Annotated in this window: 14 protein-coding genes; 6 read left to right on the top strand and 8 right to left on the bottom strand. The window is 44.1% G+C overall.

From position 1 onward, the window contains the following. The first annotated feature begins 19 nt into the window (after positions 1-19). Together PL8927_RS06015 and PL8927_RS06020 are read left to right on the top strand one after the other, a co-directional pair. Entirely contained in the window at positions 20-373 is a 354-nt protein-coding gene (locus tag PL8927_RS06015) for a phenylpyruvate tautomerase MIF-related protein (protein WP_083618595.1), read from the top strand. Positions 374-531: 158 nt separating this feature from the next. Beyond that, a complete protein-coding gene (locus PL8927_RS06020; protein WP_083618597.1) occupies positions 532-1599 on the top strand; it encodes a Gfo/Idh/MocA family protein in 1068 nt (355 codons plus the stop codon). Positions 1600-1646: 47 nt separating this feature from the next. Here the strand turns inward: PL8927_RS06020 and PL8927_RS06025 are convergent, their stop codons facing one another. Then, the gene (locus PL8927_RS06025; RefSeq protein ID WP_083618599.1) at positions 1647-2585 is read right to left on the bottom strand and encodes an SGNH/GDSL hydrolase family protein; all 939 of its coding nucleotides are present in this window, start codon (positions 2583-2585) and stop codon (positions 1647-1649) included. Between the two features lie 132 nt (positions 2586-2717). Between PL8927_RS06025 and btpA the strand changes: the two genes are divergently transcribed. The 4 genes from btpA (at position 2718) to PL8927_RS06045 (ending at position 7328) form a co-directional block, all read left to right on the top strand. Continuing rightward, the gene (gene btpA / locus PL8927_RS06030) at positions 2718-3590 is read left to right on the top strand and encodes a photosystem I biogenesis protein BtpA (RefSeq protein WP_083618601.1); all 873 of its coding nucleotides are present in this window, start codon (positions 2718-2720) and stop codon (positions 3588-3590) included. A 147-nt stretch (positions 3591-3737) separates the two neighbouring features. Beyond that, entirely contained in the window at positions 3738-4658 is a 921-nt protein-coding gene (locus tag PL8927_RS06035) for a vitamin K epoxide reductase family protein (RefSeq protein ID WP_083618603.1), read from the top strand. A 108-nt stretch (positions 4659-4766) separates the two neighbouring features. Further along, on the top strand, positions 4767-6929 hold the full coding sequence (locus PL8927_RS06040; protein WP_083618605.1) for a CHASE2 domain-containing protein: 2163 nt from the start codon (positions 4767-4769) through the stop codon (positions 6927-6929). A gap of 180 nt (positions 6930-7109) precedes the next feature. After that, positions 7110-7328, top strand: coding sequence for a hypothetical protein (locus PL8927_RS06045; protein ID WP_083618607.1), 219 nt, complete (start codon positions 7110-7112; stop codon positions 7326-7328). Here the strand turns inward: PL8927_RS06045 and nadB are convergent. The 7 genes from nadB to PL8927_RS06080 form a co-directional block, all read right to left on the bottom strand. Next, the gene (nadB, locus tag PL8927_RS06050; RefSeq protein ID WP_197047328.1) at positions 7325-9049 is read right to left on the bottom strand and encodes an L-aspartate oxidase; all 1725 of its coding nucleotides are present in this window, start codon (positions 9047-9049) and stop codon (positions 7325-7327) included. The two genes, PL8927_RS06045 and nadB, sit on opposite strands and share 4 nt — an antisense overlap. 256 nt (positions 9050-9305) lie before the next feature. Then, positions 9306-9737: a photosystem II complex extrinsic protein PsbU gene (psbU, locus tag PL8927_RS06055; RefSeq protein WP_083618611.1), complete on the bottom strand. Its 432-nt coding sequence runs from the start codon at positions 9735-9737 to the stop codon at positions 9306-9308. A gap of 420 nt (positions 9738-10157) precedes the next feature. After that, on the bottom strand, positions 10158-14450 hold the full coding sequence (locus PL8927_RS06060) for a hybrid sensor histidine kinase/response regulator (protein WP_083618614.1): 4293 nt from the start codon (positions 14448-14450) through the stop codon (positions 10158-10160). 214 nt (positions 14451-14664) lie between these two features. Beyond that, complete coding sequence (locus tag PL8927_RS06065) at positions 14665-18177, bottom strand: methyl-accepting chemotaxis protein (RefSeq protein ID WP_231505929.1); 3513 nt, start codon at positions 18175-18177, stop codon at positions 14665-14667. A gap of 285 nt (positions 18178-18462) precedes the next feature. Beyond that, complete coding sequence (locus tag PL8927_RS06070) at positions 18463-18990, bottom strand: chemotaxis protein CheW (protein ID WP_083618617.1); 528 nt, start codon at positions 18988-18990, stop codon at positions 18463-18465. Positions 18991-19003: 13 nt separating this feature from the next. Continuing rightward, the gene (locus PL8927_RS06075) at positions 19004-19369 is read right to left on the bottom strand and encodes a response regulator transcription factor (RefSeq protein WP_083618833.1); all 366 of its coding nucleotides are present in this window, start codon (positions 19367-19369) and stop codon (positions 19004-19006) included. Between the two features lie 347 nt (positions 19370-19716). Next, positions 19717-20955, bottom strand: a complete 1239-nt coding sequence (locus PL8927_RS06080; protein WP_083618619.1) for a response regulator — start codon at positions 20953-20955, stop codon at positions 19717-19719. Positions 20956-21218: the final 263 nt, after the last annotated feature.

Consider the following 21218-nt stretch of genomic DNA (forward strand, 5'->3'; position numbering starts at 1 on the left):
CAGTCAACTCTTAGTTATTATGCCTTTAATTCAAGTTAAAACTTCTATTTCCAAACCAGAAAAATCTGAGATTGAGACTTTATTAAAAAGTCTATCTTCTGCGGTAGCCCAACATTTAGATAAACCAGAATCCTATGTAATGACAGCATTTGAGGCTGAGATTCCGATGACATTTGCGGGAACTACTGACCCAGTTTGCTATATCGAAATTAAAAGTGTTGGCACAATGCAACCCAACCAAACGAAAGCCATGAGTCAAGAGTTTTGTCAAAAAATCAATCAAACTCTCGGCATTCCCGCCAATAGAATTTATATTGAATTCGCTGACGCCAAAGGTTCGATGTGGGGTTGGAACAATTCTACCTTCGGTTAACGGTCAACCGTCAACCGTCAACCCCCAACTACCAACGCCTAATTAAAACTTCTTTACAAAACAGGAGGCTGTGATAGTATCTGGATGGATTTACATCCAGAGAATAGCCCATCGGCTTAATTTCTGTGGTGGAGGAGAATGGAGGAGTGCAAAATAGGATGTCCGTCGGATATTCAACTGCTATGACTGTGAGAAATCACCTTGACCCCATCCAAGTTGGTGTAATTGGGGTTGGTAACATGGGGCAGCATCATACCCGCGTCTTGAGTATGCTCAAAGATGTGGAACTCGTTGGAGTTGCCGACGTCAATGTTGAACGGGGACTCGATACCGCTAGTAAGTATCGTGTCCGATTTTTTGAAGATTATCGAGATCTTTTACCTTTGGTGGATGCGGTCTGTATTGCGGTTCCCACTCGGTTACACTATACCGTTGGCATGGCTTGTTTACAGTCCGGGGTTCATGTTTTAATTGAAAAACCGATTGCTGCGAGTATTAACGAAGCTGAATTGTTAGTGAATGCGGCAGCAGATTATCAAAGAATTTTACAAGTCGGTCATATTGAACGGTTTAATCCGGCTTTTCAAGAGTTCAGTAAAGTTTTAAAAACCGAAGAAGTTTTAGCTTTAGAAGCCCGTCGCATGAGTCCCTATTCTAACCGAGCTAATGATGTTTCGGTGGTCTTGGATTTGATGATTCATGATATTGATTTAATGCTGGATTTAGTGGAGGCTCCGGTTGTGAAATTAACAGCCAGTGGTAGCCGAGCTTCTGACTCTGGTTATTTAGATTATGTGACGGCTACTCTGGGTTTTGCGAATGGGATTGTTGCTACTTTAATTAGTAGTAAAGTTACCCATCGCAAATTGCGTTCTATTGTTGCCCATTGCAAAAATTCTTTAACAGAAGCCGATTTTCTGAATAATGAAATTTTAATTCATCGACAAACAACGGCTAATTATATTACGGATTATGGTCAAGTTCTCTATCGTCAAGATGGATTAATTGAAAAAGTTCATACGAGTAATATTGAACCCCTACACGCGGAATTAGAACATTTTGTCAGTTGTGTTCGGGGTGGAAATCAACCCTCTGTTGGTGGCGAACAAGCCTTAAAAGCATTACGATTAGCCAGTTTAATCGAACAAATGGCATTAGATGGTAAAGCTTGGGATTTGGCAGAAACCGAATCAGTTATCAGTCATCAGTTATCAGTCATCAGTTAAGAGTTAAGAATTAAGAGTTAATAGTTAAGAGTTAATAACTGATTCTTTCACTGATAACTGTTAACTGTTAACTGATAACTGATTATTTCACTGACGAGTTGATTACCAGAGGGACTTAAATGAATATGATCTCGATACAAAGTTTCGGGTTGTGAAGTCTGTTTAAATAACGGTAAAAAGTCAATATAAATCCAATTTTTAGCTTGGGTTAATTCCGTTAATCGTTGACGAGCTTTAATTTCATAATCCCGTGATCCGGGTTCACTCACTTCTCGTAATAAAGGAGTCATTGCTAATATAAAATCGGCCTGATTTTGAGTAGCGATCGCTTGAATCTGTTGAATTTTCTCTAAATTATATCCCACCGGGTCAGAAGGTTGAGGTTGTTTTGCTTCTGGAATGGGTTCAGACCCTTTTAAATAGCGATTAAATACCTCCACTAACGCTAAAGGAGGTTTTGTGTCGGGATAGTTGCGATCGCGTCCTACAACCCCAGAATTCGGGGGATGGGTAAATAAATCATCGGTATTGATCAACAAAACAATCACTTCTGACCCAAAAGTTCCAAACCGTTGTAAATAGGCCAGTTGATTCGGTGGCCCCCAGGAATTCGCCGCCAGATTCAGGATTTCCAGATTTTCCCCCGTTCCCAAAGCAGGCTGAAGTTGTTGGGTGATTAAGGCCGAAAGGGTTTGAGATTGGTCTGTCCACCATCCCCCATTTACCAAGGAATCTCCCAAAAGCAGGACTCGCCTGGTTTTAGGGGAAGGAAGGGGAGTAATCGCCGCACTTCGCATCGAATACTGATTAATTTCAATCCGGTTGCCATAACGACGGGTTTTTTGATTCGGGGCCAATAAATAACCGATTTCCCCATCCCCCAAGTAAAGCACGGGAGAACCGAACCCAAAACGAATCCGTAACCCGATTTCCACGATTATTAACACACCAAACAGGAGACTTAACAAAACTAGAGCAATTTTCACCTCTCTACCTCCACACTTTAACGATAGAATTCTAAAATGTACTGTCTTTTATTCATTTTGAGACTCACCATCCTCTGCTTGTACTCTGCATAGAGGTAAAGCTGCAAAATTTTGGGGAGCTTATGTAAATCTGTGGACTTAGATCAAATCTTTAAAACTCCAAATCCTATTATCGGTGTCGTACACCTGTTGCCTCTACCGACTTCTCCTCGTTGGGGGGGAAACCTGAGAACAGTTATTGACCGGGCTGAACAGGAGGCAACAGCCCTGGCATCCGGCGGGGTTAACGGCATTATCGTTGAGAATTTTTTTGATGCCCCCTTTGCCAAAGACCAAGTTGATCCCGCCGTGATCAGTGCCATGACTCTGATTGTGCAGCGAATTATGAACTTAGTCACGCTGCCCTTGGGGATTAATGTGCTGCGGAACGATGCTGAAAGCTCCTTAGCCATTGCGTCTTGTACAGGTGCTCAGTTTATCCGCGTCAATGTATTAAACGGAGTCATGGCCACTGACCAAGGCATCATCGAAGGTCACGCCCATAAACTCTTGCGCTATCGCCGAGAATTAGGCAGTGATGTCAAAATCTTAGCTGATGTCTTAGTTAAACATGGTCGCCCTTTGGGATCTCCAAACTTGACAACGGCCGTCCAAGAAACCATTGAACGGGCCTTGGCCGATGCGGTGATTCTGTCCGGTTGGTCTACTGGGAGTCCCCCCAGTTTAGAAGATTTAGAACTGGCTCGTGCTGCTGCGATGGGAACTCCGGTGTTTATTGGCAGTGGGGCGAGTTGGGAAAATGTGGGAACCCTGATGCAAGCGGCTGATGGGGTGATTGTGTCCAGTTCCTTGAAACGCCATGGACGGATTCATCAACCGATTGATCCCAGTCGCGTTAGTCAGTTCGTGGAAACGACCCGGCGCAGTTTAGAAGTCCAAGCCCAATCTCATCCTTGGGTCAAGGAAGAAAAAACGCCTCCAGCCTCGTTAATCAGTAATCAGTAATCAGTTATTAGTCATTAGTAAAGAATAATTAGTTATTAGTCAAGATAATTATTAATCTCTTGATTAACTCGTACAGACGCGCCATGGCACGTCTCTACACTTAACTCTTACACTGATAACTGATAACTGATAACTGATAACTGATTTATGCGCGGACGTTCTACCCCTTGGATTCATCGCTGGTCACGCCCTATTATCATTGCGATCGCAATGATGGGTGTGATTGAAAATATCTATTTGACGGTAATTAAACTGATGGGTGGGACGGCAGTTTGTCCCACTTCCGGCTGTAATGAGGTTCTCAATAGTCCTTATGCCAGCATCTTGGGTTTACCCCTAACTGTGTTTGGATTTTTGGCCTATCTAACGGTTGCGCTTCTGGCTGTTGCGCCTTTGACCCTGAACCCGGTTACTCAAAAATCCCGTCGCCAAGCCGTTGAAACTCAGACGGGGTTTCTGCTATTCCTTGTGACTACCGCAATGGTGTGTTTTAGTAGTTACTTAATGTATCTGCTGTTTTTTCAAATTCAAGCGTTTTGTCCCTACTGTATTGCTTCTGCCCTGTTCTGTGTGGGTCTATTTGTTCTAACGTTAATCGGGCAGACTTGGGAAGATGTCGGTCAACTTTGGTTATCGGGTCTGGGGGTGGCGATGATTACGGGAATTGTTGCCCTCGGTTTATACAATAGCGTTAATGTCGCCAGTAACCCTTCTGCGGTCACGGACAGTAATGGCAAAGTGGGGTTAGCCATTACCACCACATCCGGGCCAGCAGAAATCGCCTTAGCTCGTCACCTTACCCAAACCGGAGCCAAGGAATATGGGGCTTATTGGTGTTCCCACTGTTATGATCAAAAGCAACTCCTGGGTAAAGAAGCATTTGCTATGATTAATTATATTGAGTGCGCTCCCGACGGCAAAAATTCCCAAAGCCAACTTTGCGAAAAAGCCGGGATTCAAGGAATTCCAACTTGGGAAATTCAGGGTCAACTCTATCCAGGAATCCAACCCTTAGAAAAATTAGCTGAATTATCGAACTATCAGGGTCAACAAAACTTTAAATATTGATCGAGTTCTTTGGTGTGCCTTCTCTACATTTTAATCAGTCATCAGTGATCAGTCATCTAACTGGTAACTGATAACTGATTCAATACAGAAGCAGGATGGTTGCGTTAGATGTTTAAGAGACTTAAAGGTTCTCGTCGTCAAGTTGTTCCTGCCTTAAAACGTTGGTTATCTCAAGAAGGCCGAGTATTAGTTACTTCGTCTAGTGTGGCAGGAGCCGTAATTTTAGTTCGACTTTTAGGAATATTGCAACCCTCAGAATGGGCGTTGTTTGATCAATATTTTCGTTGGCGTCCCCTCGAAGCTGTTGATCAGCGAATTGTGATTATTGGGATTGATGAACAAGATTTACAGAAATATGGATTTCCGACTTCTGATAGAATTCTAGCTCAACTTTTAGAGAAAATTAGTACAGCGAGACCGCGAGTCATTGGTTTAGATGTTTATCGAGATTTACCCATTGAACCCGGACAAGCGGAATTAGAAAAAGCGTTTAAAACAATTCCGAATTTAATTGGGATTGAATTTTTAGAAACCCAGAAAAATTCTAAGGTTGATCCTCCTAAACTTTTAGCCAGAACCAATCAAATTGGTTTTAATAATTCCGCGCGAGATGCAGATGGAAAAGTTCGACGTAGTTTATTATATATTAATGGGAAAGATGGCAAAATTAAGACCAGTTTTGCTTTACAAATCGCTTTAATCTATCTTAAAGAACAAGGCATTAAAGACAAACCTTCCCCCGAAAATCCCCAGGAACTCATGCTGGGAAATACGGTTTTTCATTGGTTTAAACCCAATGATGGGGCTTATATCAGAGCCAGCAATACGGGTTATCAATTTTTAGTCAACCTGCGAGGGCCAGGGGGGACATTCCCCACAATTCCGATGCGAGATATTCTGGAAAACCGTATTCCTCCTGAACAGTTGAAAAATCGAATTATTGTAATTGGTTCTACCGCCTCTAGCATTAAAGATTTAGAATTTACTTCCTATAGTGATGGGGTTTTTAAAGCATCTATCCCTATTTATGGTGTTGAGCTTCAAGCTCAATTAATCAGTCAAATTATCAGTGCTGTTTTAGATGGTCGCACCTTAATTAAAGTCTGGCCAGAACCTTTAGAATGGCTGTGGATTTTCGGCTGGTCTTGGGTCGGGGCGGCTTTAAGTTGGAAACAACAATCCCCCCGTCGTTCTCTGGGTTTAATTATTTTAATTACCATCGGGATAACCGGAACTACTTACCTGGCTTTTTTAGGAGGGTGGTGGATTCCTGTGATTCCTGCTAATCTGGCTTTAGTGGGGTCTGCGGGAGTAATTATTGCCCATTTTGCTCATTTACAAGGACAGTTAAAACGTTCTACGGAATTTTTACAAAGTATCATTAATACGATTCCTGACCCGATTTTTGTGAAAAATAAAGATCATCAAAAAATTGTCTTGAATCAAGCCTATTGTAAGTTTGTCGGTTATCCTTTAAAAGTATTAATGGAAAAACGTGATGAGGAACTTTTTCCTAAATATGAAGCGGAGCTTTTTCGCCAACAGGATGAACAGGCATTTCACACGACTTGGGAACAGGAAAACGAAGAACAATTAACCGATGCTCATGGTGTTACCCATTATATTGCTACGAAGCGATCGCTTCACCAAGATGCGGCGGGAAATTTATTTTTAGTCGGTGTGATTCGAGATATTACAGAACGTAAACTATTAGAAGATAATTTGAAACAAATTGCCGCCGAACTGAAGCGCTCAAATGCTGAATTGCGGGTTTCCGCCGAACATGACCCCCTAACGGGACTTCCCAACCGTACCCTATTTCAGGAACGCTTAGGCCAATCAATAGAATGGGCCACCAGTCAAAATCGTTTAGTCGCGCTGTTGTTTTTAGACTTAAATGACTTTAAGCACGTCAACGATAATTTAGGACATCAAGTTGGAGATTTACTGCTTAAAACCGTGGGTGACCGACTCAAGGGGTGTCTACGGGGAAGTGATACCGTCTCCCGCTTAGGAGGAGATGAGTTTACGGTCATTCTTCCGGGTATTCCCAGTAAGTCGGACGCGGCTAGAGTCGCCCAAAAAATTCTCGATACGATTACTCAAGATACGATTTTAGAAGGACACCGGATCTTGATTACTACTAGCATTGGGATTAGTATGTATCCTACCGATACTCAAGATCTCGAAACTTTAATTAAGTTAGCGGATACAGCCATGTATCGGGCTAAAACCACCGGAAAAAATTTGTATGAGTTTGCTAGTTCCTAAGTCCATTTAGCTCATCAACTTTGTCAAAATGTGGGAATGAAGTGGGTTGTAAACAACTCTGACGGATAACTCAGTGTAAATACGGAATATAATTGATATACTTGAACCATTAAGGCAGTTTTGTTATCGTTGGCTGCCCTGGTTGAAATATCCAAAGTTTAATTAGGGGGTAAAACGATTGTGGTTTCTAGCCTAACACTAAAAACACTAGCATGGGTTAGCCTTTGGCCCTTAAGTGTTGCCCTAATTTTTGCTATCGTGCTAAGGTTAGGGGCGACCACCCAAGTTGATTTTTCTCAATTTCACAACCATCTGAATACCTCATGGATCATCTGCCAGTATGCTCCTCCTCCCACCGGAGATGCTCCCGAAGGAGAAGGTTCTGGCTCACGGACTTAACCTACAACAGGCGGTGATTTCCAGGTTTGATTTCCTTGAATTAAAGTATGTACTTGCCAGCTTGGGTCTGACTGTGGATAATCTTGTCGATAATGACCCCCGCGACTTTCTCGACGAAACGCTGCACTCTTCAAAATTAACTCACCAATATTCAGTAAGTTACGAGTTTCCCCCCACTGTTTTAAGTCATAATCTGCTATCCCCTGAATTTCCTGATCATCAGAGGAATACGGTTGTAAACCCGATAAAAATTGGCTAAGGGGTAAAGCTAAAAATTCTTGAGACCATGCTTTCACCTGAATTAATCCCTCCTCCAAGTGATCAGACTGGCGACAGATTCCGGCACTTTGCCAGAGTACATCGGGCAAGTGGGATCGAATTGTCTTAATCGTAGCATATTGTTCCTGCCAATGGTCGCTAGGTAATATTAATGACTTCACCTTTTTTGGGGAAGAAACCTGATCATCAGCCCTAACTTCCGGTGCACCGAGATTGAGATTTTCAAGAGATGCCAGTTGAGCGCCAAACACTAGACATTCTAACAAAGAATTACTCGCTAAACGGTTAGCCCCATGTACCCCCGTACTAGCCGTTTCTCCCACCGCATAGAGACCAGGAATAGAGGTTTGACCTTGGTTATTGGTAACAATACCCCCCATCCAATAGTGGGCTGCTGGGGTGACGGGGATCGGTTGATTCAAAATATCAATCCCCCACTGTTGGCAAACCTGAATAATATTCGGAAACCGATACCGAACTTTGTCTGGGGGAATTGACCGTAAATCTAACCAAACTTGTTCCGCATTCGCGCCCGGTATTTGACGTAACTGTTGCAAATGGTTAAAAATAGCCCGACTCACCACATCTCTAGGCGCTAATTCCCCCTGTTGATGATAATCAAACACAAACCGCCGACCTTCAGCATCAATTAAGTGGGCGCCTTCCCCTCGCACCGCCTCACTAATTAAAAACCGAGGCGCCCCAGGTTGGGTTAAAGCGGTGGGATGAAATTGGAAAAACTCTAAATCTCGCAGTAAGGCCCCGGCTCTCCAAGCGATGGCGACTCCATCCCCCGTACTAACTTCGGGGTTAGTGGTATGAGCAAAGACTTGACCACCTCCCCCCGTTGCCAACACAACAGCCGACGCCTTCACCCAATAAATCTGCTGATTTTGAATTAAACTCATACCCTGGCAACGTTGGCCAGAGGCATCCATCCATAAATCTAGGGCAAAGGCTGGAGAAATAATTTTAATATTCGGTTGTTCTAAGACTCGCTCAGTTAAGGTTGTAATTACTGCGCGTCCGGTGGTATCGGCGGCGTGCAGGACGCGATGACGGGAATGGGCGGCTTCTAAGGTCAGGGCTAACTGGGTTTGATGCCGATCAAAAGCCACGCCTAATTCGACTAAACGATGAATACATTCAGGGGCGTGATTAACTAAAAACTCAACCGCAGAGCGTTCACATAAACCCGCCCCAGCTTTCAACGTATCTTCTAAATGGAGACCGGGAGAATCATCCGTTGAAATGGCGGCGGCAATACCCCCCTGCGCCCAATCACTCGCTGACAGGGGTAAAATATCTTTACTGACTAGGCCAACACTCAAATGTTGGGGTAAACACAGGGCGGTATATAACCCCGCCGCCCCTGTACCCACAACCAAGACATCAAAAGTTAAGGGCAGGTCAGAAGTTAAGGAAACATCCATAGAGGTCATGGGCTAGTGCCAGGATGAAGGGTTGGTTTCAAGTCATAAGATCTGGACACTCTCCAGACAAATTTAAACGGATTAAACTGACTTTACAAATCATGTTAACTTTTTTTAAACCTGTTAACATCATCCGTAAAATCTGAGCAATCCGTCTAAATTCCTCATCTACTGTTCAAGGCGTGTTGCCTCTCGGCGACTGGGTTTTTCTTATAAAAATCAACACCGAACACCGAACATTCTGACACTAAATCCCCAGAATAGCCTAGTCGTAAGCCCCAACATTTAACCGTTGGTCGCCTTCGATAAACACAGACTCAGGAGTAGTTACGGTAAAGTTATCTAAATTCTTTTGCAGAATTTCTTTTTGTTTTTCTGTCAAATCAGAAATTTTCAATACATCTTCAACGGAATTGTATGGCGCATTCTTAATAATGATTGACCCTAACTTCGGAAACATTCCTTTGTATTGACGAAAATCCCGCAGGTCGCTATTATTTAAGTCCAATTTATTGCGAACCTTAGCCATTTTTTCATCAACACGATTTTTCCGAGGGGCTTCCGTTGCTAAGATCGGAGAAGCAACCCCATACTGCATCACATTCAAGTTTGTGGCTACAGCACTTTGATGTCCAGTCCATCCTAGACAACCGACTATCAAAACTAACACAGCCAACAGGCGACTCAATCGTTTCATCAACGCTCTTCTCCCAACTGACATAAACAGCATTTACAAGAATTTGATATTTTCAAGGCATAATGAGTGGCAAAGTGTATTCTACCATCTTCTTTACCCCCAACTTAGTAGCAAAGTTGAATAGAAAAACTCGCTGCGCCCCTCGCCAACCAGCCCGGATTTGGCAGTCAAATCAAATCACAGTTCAGTTTATGCTGTTGTCAACCTTTTCCAGTTTTATGTAAACTTTCTTAAAATTTGTTACGGTTGTGGCATGGAAGATCGAGAATTTGGGGCTATTGAGATCGCAGTCCCACACTGATTTGGTGGTTATTTTTTGGTGAGCGTGAAATTCAGTTGATCACAATTTCCCCTCACACTTGCAGATTATCCGTCTTCAAAACCTTTCGACGGTGGGTTTTGCCCACCGTACAATCTATGTTATTGAGTCGCAGTAACCAAAGTATTTCCAACCACTTCACCTTTTAACATTCGTCCCGCCGCTTCCAATAACTGCTCCTCTAAATAAGGCTTAGTAAAGTAACCTCTTGCCCCCAAATTAAACGCCATTTGACGGTGACGATCCGCACCCCGAGACGTTAACATCGCAATCGGTAAATTCGTTAACGCCGGATCTTTTTGCATCCGAGATAACAACTCCAACCCATCCATCCGAGGCATCTCAATATCGCAGAACACAATATCGCAGGGTAAACCCGATTTCAGTTTTTCCCAAGCTTCCTTACCATCACGCGCCTCCTCAACTCGATAACCCGATTTTTCAAACGTAAGCGAGAGCAGCGATCGCACCGTAATCGAATCATCCACAATCAACACCGTCGGCTCAGACTTCTGCGGGAGCACCTCAGCCGTCGCACTACCCATCTGCCAAATCTTGCCCGCCGCATCCTTGCGAATCCGACCCATCGCCAGATCAATCAGTTCCAACACATCAGCGATCGCCACAATTTGACCATCCCCCAACACCGTCGCCCCCGCAATCCCAATCGGTTTCGGCACTGGCCCCTCCAGAGGTTTGATCACAATTTCCTGTTCAATCAACACCTGATCCACCTGCACCGCCAAATAACTACTCGAAGACCGCAGGACAATCACCGAAATCATATCCTCCTCAGCATTCGCACCATACACATTCCCCCGACCCAAATGGCGCTGATAAGTCAACAACTCCCGCAAATGACGCAAAGGTAAAATAGTCCCCCGCCATTCCAACGCCTTACTACCATCCTCCATCACCCGAATCTGTTCACGGGGAACATCAATCATATCTTCCACCCCATCCATTGGGAAAGCAATCCGCACCCGATCGCTCACACAGCATAACGCCCTGGAAATACTCATATTCAAAGGCAACCGAATCGTAAACGACGTCCCCTTCCCCAACGTCGAATCCGTTGTAATCGCCCCCCGAATATCCGTTAAACTCGTTCGCACCACATCCATCCCCACCCCTCGACCCGCGAACTCATCCGCCACATCCTTAGTGCTAAAATTAGGCAAAAACAACAGATCATAAATCTCCAGATTGCTCATATTTTGAGCCTCTTCAGGAGTAATCAACCCCTTCTGAATCGCCTTATCTCTCACCCGACTAACATCAATCCCACCCCCATCATCCGAAACCGCAATAATCGTTTGATTCCCTTGATGAAACACCCGAATCGTAATTCTACCCACCGCCGACTTTCCAGCCGCCGTCCGCACATCCGCAGGCTCAATTCCGTGAGTAATCGCATTATTAACCAAATGAATCAACGGATCATGCAATTTGCCCAATAACATCTTGTCAATTAAAGTATCTCGACCCTCAACAAACAACTCCGCTTGTTTGCCGCACTTAATTGAAATATCCCGCACCGGACGTTTGAGGGCATCCGCCTCACTCCCAAAAGGCTCCATCCGTGCCCGATTTAACCCCTCCTGCAACGCCGTAGTAATCCGTCGTAACTCCCGAGTCACCTGATCAGCCTCCTCCACCAAGAACTCAATATCCGCCGACGACTCCCGTACCCGTACAATTAACTCAATAATCTCCTGAGACAAAGTATGGAAAGGAGTAAAATGATCCATTTCCGTTGAGTCTAAATCCGTATTCGGGTCATCATCATGAATCGAAGCCGTTTGACCAGACCAAAAAGGTTTGCGACGGTGAGACAGCAGGGAAATTTCCAAAAGCGATCGCTCATAAAAATCCTGCATCCGTTGACCCACATCCCCCAACAGAGAAACCTGATGCAGCAAATTGTCTAAAAACTGTCGCATCCGTTCCTGATCTTGTTCCAAACTATTACGGTTAACCACCAGTTCCCCCATCAAATTACTGAGGTTATCCAGTTGTTTCACCGGCACCTTAACAATCGGTTCCGCAATCGGTTTCGCAAACGTCCCTCTGGGAACAGAAGCCGAACGAGAACGAGGCGGAGTATCCTCAATTAATCGGATTAACGCAGTAAAATCTGAATCATCTTCAGAAGACAGCGACTCCGTATTCAAAGGAACTTGCCCACGACCGTGACTAGGTGACTTAGAAGAACTAGGTTTTGAAGGTTCAGCAACAGGAGATTGAAGAAGCTCATCTAAATTAGAAAAAGTATCCTCCTCTTCTGTCGTCGTTACCGAAGCCGATTTTTCCGGTACGGTAGGCTGACTGTTTCCCGACCCTTCACCGAGCAAAGCATCTAAACTCGCAAAATCATCATCCGGTAGTTCCAGGCTGGGCTTCGTTTTAGCCATCGCCTCCAAATTTTGGGATACCCTCGTAGTGAGTCCTGAAGGACTCTCATCCTGCCTCGTAGTGAGTCCTTCAGGACTCTCATCCTGCGATCGCTTTATAGTAGAAGAAACCGATACCTCCACCTCAGAACCCATTTCACCTTGCAAAAGTTCCTCAAACCAATCTTCCTCAGTCGTAACTTCCAACACCGCCATCTGGGTATCAGCATTCACCTGCGGCGAAAGGTGCGTCTCTAAACCGAATTGGGATTGTTGGTCAAACTGGTCAAACAGTTCATCCAAACTTTCCGCATCCTCCAATAAATCCGTGATTTGCTCAGGAGAAGTAGATCCAAAACCCCCTGATGAAACCCCATCTACCGTACCCGAAAAATCGGGATTAATCTCTAGCAATTGATCAAAGAAATCATCAAAACCTAGTGCAGGCTGATTCTGTCTTATTTCTCCGATCATCGGCGGTGTCACCGTCAGAGTTTCGGGTAGAGCCGAGTCCGCATCGGTGAGGTTATCGAAGAAACTCGCTAAATCCTCATCAACATTAGAGGTAACGGGAGAAGCCGCTGCCGACTTTTCTCTGGGTTTAATGCCCCCCTCTGCTGGTGATTTGTAACCTTTAGCTTCCGCCTTATTAAACCCAGTTTGTTTTTCCTCCAGCAAATCGAAAAAGTCTCCCTCCAGGGCATCTGCCGCCATCTCCGCTCCCGTCAGAGTCTCCGTTGTTCCCTCATCAGCAGTATGATCCCATTCATCCAAACCTTCAAATAAATCCTTGAGGCTGTTATATTCTTCCTGGGTAATTTCCGGGCCATTTTGAGGGTTTTTTCTGTAATCGTGACTGGGGGTATTACTGGGATTTGTCGCCGAATCTGACCAGTTAGCATCTAACAAAGGGTTCGTGAGAGTCGAAGAACTCGATGGGGATTTCTTCTTGGTATTCCCAGACTTCGATGGACTCGATTTAGCAGCAGTTCCTCCCGACTTGCCCGCTCCCTTTGTCCCAGAAGCCTTGGGCTGACTTGAAGCCTTAGAAGTCCGGGATGACGAAGGAGATGGAGTCTTAGATTGGGATTTTTGCGCCTTTGGCGGTGTTACGGGTTTAGATAAAAGACTGGTAATCGACTCTGTGATAACAATTTCTCCCTCTCGATTCGCTAAAACGAGTTCTTGAGCTTCTTTAATTGACTTAATAACCACGGGAGCCAAACTCCGATAAGTATTATCAGGATTAGCGATCGCTTGTTCCAACGTTTCAATAAATTTAACCCAATTGGGTAAATCAAATAATTCTCCCCCCCGCGCCAAACTCCGACAACTTTCAATTAACGCTTGACGAGTTTGTGGTGTTTCTGGTTGTTTGAACTGTTGCAACATTTCTCGCAACCGTTCAGGAACATCACTCCCAAACACCAAATCCTTAGCACTGCTAACCGTCGTTTCTTCGCGGGACTTCGATGGATTTGCCCCTGGTACAACACCCGAATTCATCCCACGAGAAAGCGGTGCAGGCGGACGGGTCTCGACTTCAGGCGGTCGATTACTCACCCCCTGTTGTTGCACCACATTTTTAATATGATAATTTAACGCTTCAAAAACAGGCTCAACATCCTGCAAAATTGCACTAGCAGCTTCTTCTGTTAACCCATAAGGCCCTGATAATTGATCAATCAAAGCTTGTAAAGTATCAAAAACTTGTAAAAATAACGATTCTAATTGTTGATCAACAAATTGAGTCGGAAGACGGTTTTCCTTGAGAACCTTAAAACTATCTTCCAAGCGATGAGCCGTTTGTTGAATACTATTGAGTCCCAACATTGCGGCACCACCTTTTACCGAGTGGGCGGCTCGGAATACTTCATTGAGCAGTTCTGGATCTTCAATCGTTGTTTGTAGATTCAGTAATCCCTGTTCAATCGTATTGAGGTGGTCTTTTGCCTCCTCAATAAAATAGCCCATAATCCGTTGTTGCTGTTCAATTTGCATATCAGTTGACTGTTGACTGTTGACTGTTGACTGTTAACTGTTAACTGTTAACTGTTGACTGTTGACTGTTAACTGTTAACTGTTAGCTTTATTAGTTTTTAATAAAACTATTCCCCATTCGTAATTCGTAATTCGTAATTCGTAATTCGTAATTCGTAATTCGTAATTCGTAATTCGTAATTCGTAATTCCCTGTTCCCTGAACGAATAACTGATTAACTTTTCTCTGAAGCATCAACGCGGAAGCGTTCCACTGAAGTCAGGAGGTCTCGCGCCACACCGACCAGTTTAGTTAACGCACTAGAGACACCTTGGGCTTCTTGAGAAGTTTCTTGAGCGCTATGTTCAACCGCTCGCATCACCTGGGCGACGGCGCGGGCGGTTTCATTTTGTTCAACAGTATCCGCCGTAATTGAACGCACCAGCACATCAATCCGGTTTGTCACCTGGATAATGTCATCAAGAGCACGCTTCGCTTGTTCGGCCAGACGAGTCCCCTCAATCACCTGTTGATGACCTTGGGACATTGCCATCATCACCGTGTTAGTCTGACTTTGGATTTGCATCACAATTTGTTCGATATCCTTTAAGGATTTCGCCGATTTATCCGCTAACTGTCGGACTTCATCAGCAACGATGGCAAATCCTTTACCCGCCTCTCCAGCCCGTGCCGCCTCAATACTAGCGTTTAAGGCGAGTAAGTTAGTTCGGGAAGCAATTTGAGAAATCAGCCCCACAATCTTAGAAATTTCTTGAGATGATTCTCCTAAACGCTTGACTTCTCGGCTAGTTTCTGCTACGGTTTCCCGAATTTTCAGAATCCCGGCCACCGTCATTTGTACCGCTTCCCCCCCTTTGGTGGCTACCGCCGCCGCCGAACGCGCCACTTCTTCGGCTTCCCGGGCACTTTCAGCCACCCGTTGAATCGCATCAGTGAGCACCTGTACCGAATTTAACGTAGCAGCCAGTTCTTCCGCTTGTCGGAAAGCATCTCCAGCCACATCCTTAGCGAAGGTCGCACTATCGGTGGCCCCCTTACTGACTTGACGGGCGGCTTGTTTCACCTGAACAACGATTTCCCGCAGGTTTTGGATAGTTAAGTTAAAAGAGTCCGCCACCGCCCCTAAAACGTTAGCCGTGACTTCTGCCGTTACAGTTAAATCTCCCCGTGCTGCTCCTTCCACATCATCCAACAGCCGAATCACCTGACGATGTAAATCATCTCTAGCATCTTCCTGTTCCTTAGCCTTACGTTGAGCTTCTCGTGTAATATTTTGAATAAATTGAGCAGCATGGTTAAATTTAGCGGACATTCTGCCAAACTCATCCTCTGCAAAAATCGTCGCGCGGGCATCTAAGTTGCCTTTACTAATCGCATCAAATTGAGCTTGTAAATTGTCTGTAGCTTTAGTAATTTGTTGAGCACTGATGCGGCCTAATCCCCAAGCCGCTAGAAAACTGGTAGCCCCGGCTACGGTGGTCATCAACCATCCTGTGACTCGCAGATAATCCACAACTTCTCGTTTATTTTCCAACGAAGCCGTCCGAGTGGCAATATTGGTAGTTGTTGCGACTAAAATTAGGGTAACGAGTCCCGTTCCTAGGGCTGTATATAAAGGTTTACGTTTAAGGGAGGTATTTTCCAAGAAGGAGAATGGCCCTTGGTCTGCTGTAACCGTTGTATCCATCATATCCCCTAAATCGGGGCTTAAGGTTGTCACAGCCGATGCTGTGTAGGCACTATTAAAAATCTCATCATCCCGAATGGATGAACTATCACTATCGAGGGTGCTATTGTTAGAAGTGTTGGCAAATTGACCCTCTAGGTTGCCAAAGTCTGAATCCATGTAAAGATCTTGATCACCATTTGCCGTCATATTAAAATCGGCAACGTCATCAAACTCTTCAAAATCTTCTAAGAAATCATTCTCCGTGAGTGCTGGAGCTTTGCCATTTTGAAAACGGCTACTCATGTCATTCATCTCAGGAGTTAAATCAAAGGAGTCCCCAAAGGTATCCTCATTCAAGGGTTCAAGATCAAAACTATTGGGAATATCTATAGCATCAAAGACCCCATCATCATCTTCCTCATCTTCCTCATCTTTCTCATATTTCTCATCCACATCAGGGGCACCGAACGCACCATTAGCTGTTGAGCTTGAAGCAGCAGATCTAGGATTAGAAAAATAGGAATGATGCAGAGCATTATTGGTCAACAGGGTTTCCTCTTCGTTGCTTTCTACCGTACCGGAAAAATCAGCATCCACCCCTTTAAAGTTCGCCGTCATGTTAGGAGGTTCATTGGGTAAGGGAACAGCATTATCGGCATCATCAACGAAGGGTTCCGCAGTCCAAGTAAAACCTAAATTGAAATCGGGGTCAAACTCATCTTCCTCAAATAGCGGAGTTTCCAGGCTAGATTTTTTCCCATTCTGGGATACAGGTTCATGACTGACAAACTCCACCGATGGCTCAACCGCATCTTCTAGAGGTGCAAAAATATCATCGAGTTCTTCTTCAAAACTAACGGAAGATGAAGCCGTAACCCTTTCAGGACGAGCGGTAGAGGACTCATGATTAACCCCATTGAGATCTCTGTTATTTTCAGGGTCAGATTGGTATTCCTGTTGTTGCTCACCGAGGCCACCCATGCCATCGCTGTCCAGGTCATCCAGGTCGAGAAACTGAGTGGGTTGAGGCGGATAATCCATCTCTGACTCATCAAAGGTAGGGAGTGAATTAACATCAGGGTTATCATCCTCTGTGCTGGGAGTTGAGGAATTGAGAATATCTAATAGGTCATCATCAGAGGAAAATAAATCTCCGCTTAACTGTTCAATATCACTGACGGCTGATTCATCTTCATCGAAAATAAAAGGCGAGGAAGATGCTTGCTCGTCATCTTCTTCCATTATAAACGGATCTAATTGGGTGAGAGAAACGTGATCGTCTAAGGGGTTTAAAATTTCTGTTCCTTCCTCCAGGTCATTCTCTAAGGTAAAGGGATTATCGGTAGCTTCATCAAGGGGAGACTGATTCCCATTTTGATGGAAATTTTCGGCTTCATCGTCCAAGTTCTCTAACTCTAAAACACCCATCGAAACGCCCAGGTCAGGAACCGATGAGTCTAATTCAGAATTCTCTAATTCTTGGAAATCAAAATTTTCCTGCAAATCGTTGAAATCCTCCAGGTCTACCTCATGACTTAATCCATTCATGAGATTGCCATTGAGAGGGTGAGTGGGATCAACATCGGGGGATTCCAAGTCTACATTAGACTTGAATAAATTCATCCCAGATGTGACCTTTGCGGAACCATTTGTTTCTTCTTCTATCCAACTCAAATCTTCGGTGAAATCAACATCCGTACCCTCGATTTCTTCATCCAAAAGCGCATTAAAAACCGCTTGAGAATCGGGATTATCGTTGAAAGCACTCCTAGGAGAGTCCACTAAGTATTGATCAGTATCTGCTAAGGCTTGGTTAGCTTGTTCGAGTAATTCGGCATCATGAGTTAAGTTTAAGACTGCGATATACTGATCACGGGCTACATCATACTGTTGTAAGCCGTAGCCATAGATATGACCGCACAAAAGACGAGCCGATGGATTTTCTGGATAATCTTCCACCAGTTGGTAAACCAGCGCCGCCGCCTGTTCGTAATTTCCCTGACAGTATGCTTCCTCCGTTTGCTGATATTCTTGTAGGAAGTCTGTGCTTGTTGCCATGAGCGATTCCCCTTTTGATTTTAAAGTTTAGTGTTGTATGGCTTAAAAGTTAAGATTTCAATGTAGGAACGGAATCATACCGAGGTAATGAGGTCTATACTAGATTGTTTAATCATAATACCCGTGCTTCCGTTTTCAGTTGGAACTAGAAGTTCACCCGTTGGGCTAAAGAACCCTCTTAGGGGATATCTATTTCCCGCTTTAAAAGGTTTAGCTTAAACAGTTTTATAATCAATTAACAATCAACATCCTCTGGGTTATGGGATGAACCCTGCCTGTGGCGGGTTAGGTTGCCCAGCGAGCCGATCGCAAAATTGCCACTTGGTCTAGGAGTCGCAGATATTGTTCACCTGCATTTCCCAGTTGCCACTCTCCTTTAATAAAAGGAGCCATACTATCATTGACTTGAGTGGGCATTTGCATTTTATCAGGGTCAAGCCATGCCATGTCATTGAGGGCATCAACTGCTAACCCTAATATAATGTCTTGGTCTTCGACTGCAATTACATGGATCTCGGTTCGGTCTGTGTTCAGAGGAGTTGAATCTCCTAAAAATTGACCTAAATCAGCTACCCAAATCACTCGACCTCGGAGGTTGAAGGTTCCGAGTAATAGCGGGGAAACATTGGGAATCGGAGTCATGCGGTCTGGGGACTGAAATAGCACCTCTCGAATTCCAATCGCGGGAAGGGCAAATTCATTCCCTGAAGGCACGAAAAACCGCAAATGGGGCTCGCCTTCGGGGGTTTCCAACTCTTGAAATTCTGGACTGTCTGTTCCTGGCCCGGTTAAAAAATCAGGATTTCCCACCATAGTTGTTTTTCACCTACCCTCTAAGCAATTGTTTAACAGTTCCGACTAATTCTGTGGGCTGAAAGGGTTTAGCAATATAAGCATCTGCTCCTTGTTTCATCCCCCAGTAGCGATCAAATTCTTCCCCTTTAGAAGAACACATAACGATGGCAATCTTTCGGGTCTTAGGATCGGATTTAAGGCGACGACAGAGTTCATAGCCATTCATCCGAGGCATAACAATATCTAGCACCATTAAATCGGGGCAGTTTTTTTGCACTTGTTCCAAAGCTTCTACACCATCACTAGCGACACTAACTTGTAAGCCACTATCTTTGAGAAGATTACAAATCATCTCCCTTTGGGTGACGCTATCTTCCACGACCATAACTTTATTCATACTGTCTGGCAGATTTTTTAGGTTAACGGGACGCAACTCCCCCAGGGAGAGGGATAAAACTGAAAAGGGCGGATCGGCGGAATGATTGTGCATCTGCTCGTTCGGTGATGTCTTCAGTTGTCAATCCCATCGGTATGGTCATGATCACTCAGTTTTTTTAACATATTGTTTGATTTCAAGTATAGTTCCTGACTCATAAACCCATAGAGTCAGTTTGCTGGTGTTCTCTTAACAACGCTAACGACTTTATATTATACAAATCTTTGACGGCTAGGATTTATCGAGCCTCTGTTTTTTTTCTGGAGGTTGTTGTCTGAGTTATTTCCCCTATAGAATTCGGGGGAATGTCAAAGGGTTTCTAACTCACTCATGAATTCATCTTCTAAATCTCTTTCTATAGAAGCATTCAGAGTTTTTCCCGGCCCTATATAGGTTTCGACTAAGGTTAATAACTCTCCATCTCCAAAGGGTTTAGTTAAGTAATTTGTAGCTCGAACCATTCGAGCTTTAAGGCGATCAATAAATCCATCAATTCCCGTTAACATCACAATCGGAGTTTGACGAAAAGCGGTAGAATTTCGTAACATAGCGCAGATTTCATAACCATTTAATTCGGGCATAGCAATATCACAAAGAATTAAATCGGGTTTAAGTTGAAAGACTAAACTCAATGCTTTTAAAGGATTACCAATAGCGGTGGCTTCATAGCCCTGTTCTTTTAAAATGATTTCAACCGTTTGCCGAATCACCAGATCATCATCAATACACACAATTCGAGGAGTGCGATTCCGATCTATGAAGGGTTCGGGGACGTTTAAGGTATTTTCAGGATAGGGAGCTAATAGTTGTACCAATCCCTGTTGGACATAAGGATAAATCACTTTTTTGGTCACGACGACAATATCTCGATGTAAATAACGGGCAATTTGACGAATCGAGGTTTTGCCATCGGCCCAACGATTGAGGGTTTCAAACACTTGGGGCTGTACTGCTTTTTGTAATTTTGATTGATCAGGAATCAAGGGACATTGATTCGGCGAGGTAATATGGGGATGGAATTTCTTCCATTCCTGAACTTGTTTGAAAATATTAGCTAATAACGGGCTAATTTCTAAGGTAGTTAACTGGGGGGCTAAACCTGATCCCATTTCAAAAATAAACGCCCCTTGATGTAAACTCAGCAGATCAAATAGAGTTTCCTGAACCATACAATGAACAATACTGCGAGCTAAGGCTGGGGTAATAACTTGATTTTCTAGTAATACCCATAAATACCCATACTCTGGAGCATTGACCGAAGCGATAAACGGAACTTCTAACTCAGCGAGAATGGTTTCAGCTTTATAGCGCCGTAAATAATCGTGTAATCTCCTGAGATTACCTTCGCTTTGACCCGCATAGATAATCCGACCATTCCAAGAGAACACTAACCAACATTGTCCAGTTAAACGGCTGGGATGGCGTTCCATTTCAGTCGTCACCTGGGATGAACTGTAAGCTTCTACCATGAGTTCTCCAGTCCTCTGGCCAAGCTCAATCAGTTGCAAAATACTGCGAATATCAATTTCGTTTAAAGAGCCTTGCATTTAGCAAGTTGCCTCCTGCAAATCGGTTTCAGTTGATGTACATCCTCTCATTCCCCCGAACCTTTCCCCCATTGCGATCATGAAATCAAGGCTTTCCTTATATTCTAGGAGAGACAGCCACTTCTGCACCGGATATTTAGCGATTAAGGGTTGACAGAATTTAAGGGAGCAATTTTTCAAGAATCCCATCTCCTTCAGGGGTGGGAATGTCAAAGTGGGCTAGACTTTTTTTAACCCTCAAGGTGCAGTGTTCATGGATTAAC

Origin of the sequence: Planktothrix serta PCC 8927 (genome assembly GCF_900010725.2) — a bacterium.
GTDB classification, from domain to species: Bacteria; Cyanobacteriota; Cyanobacteriia; order Cyanobacteriales; family Microcoleaceae; genus Planktothrix; species Planktothrix serta.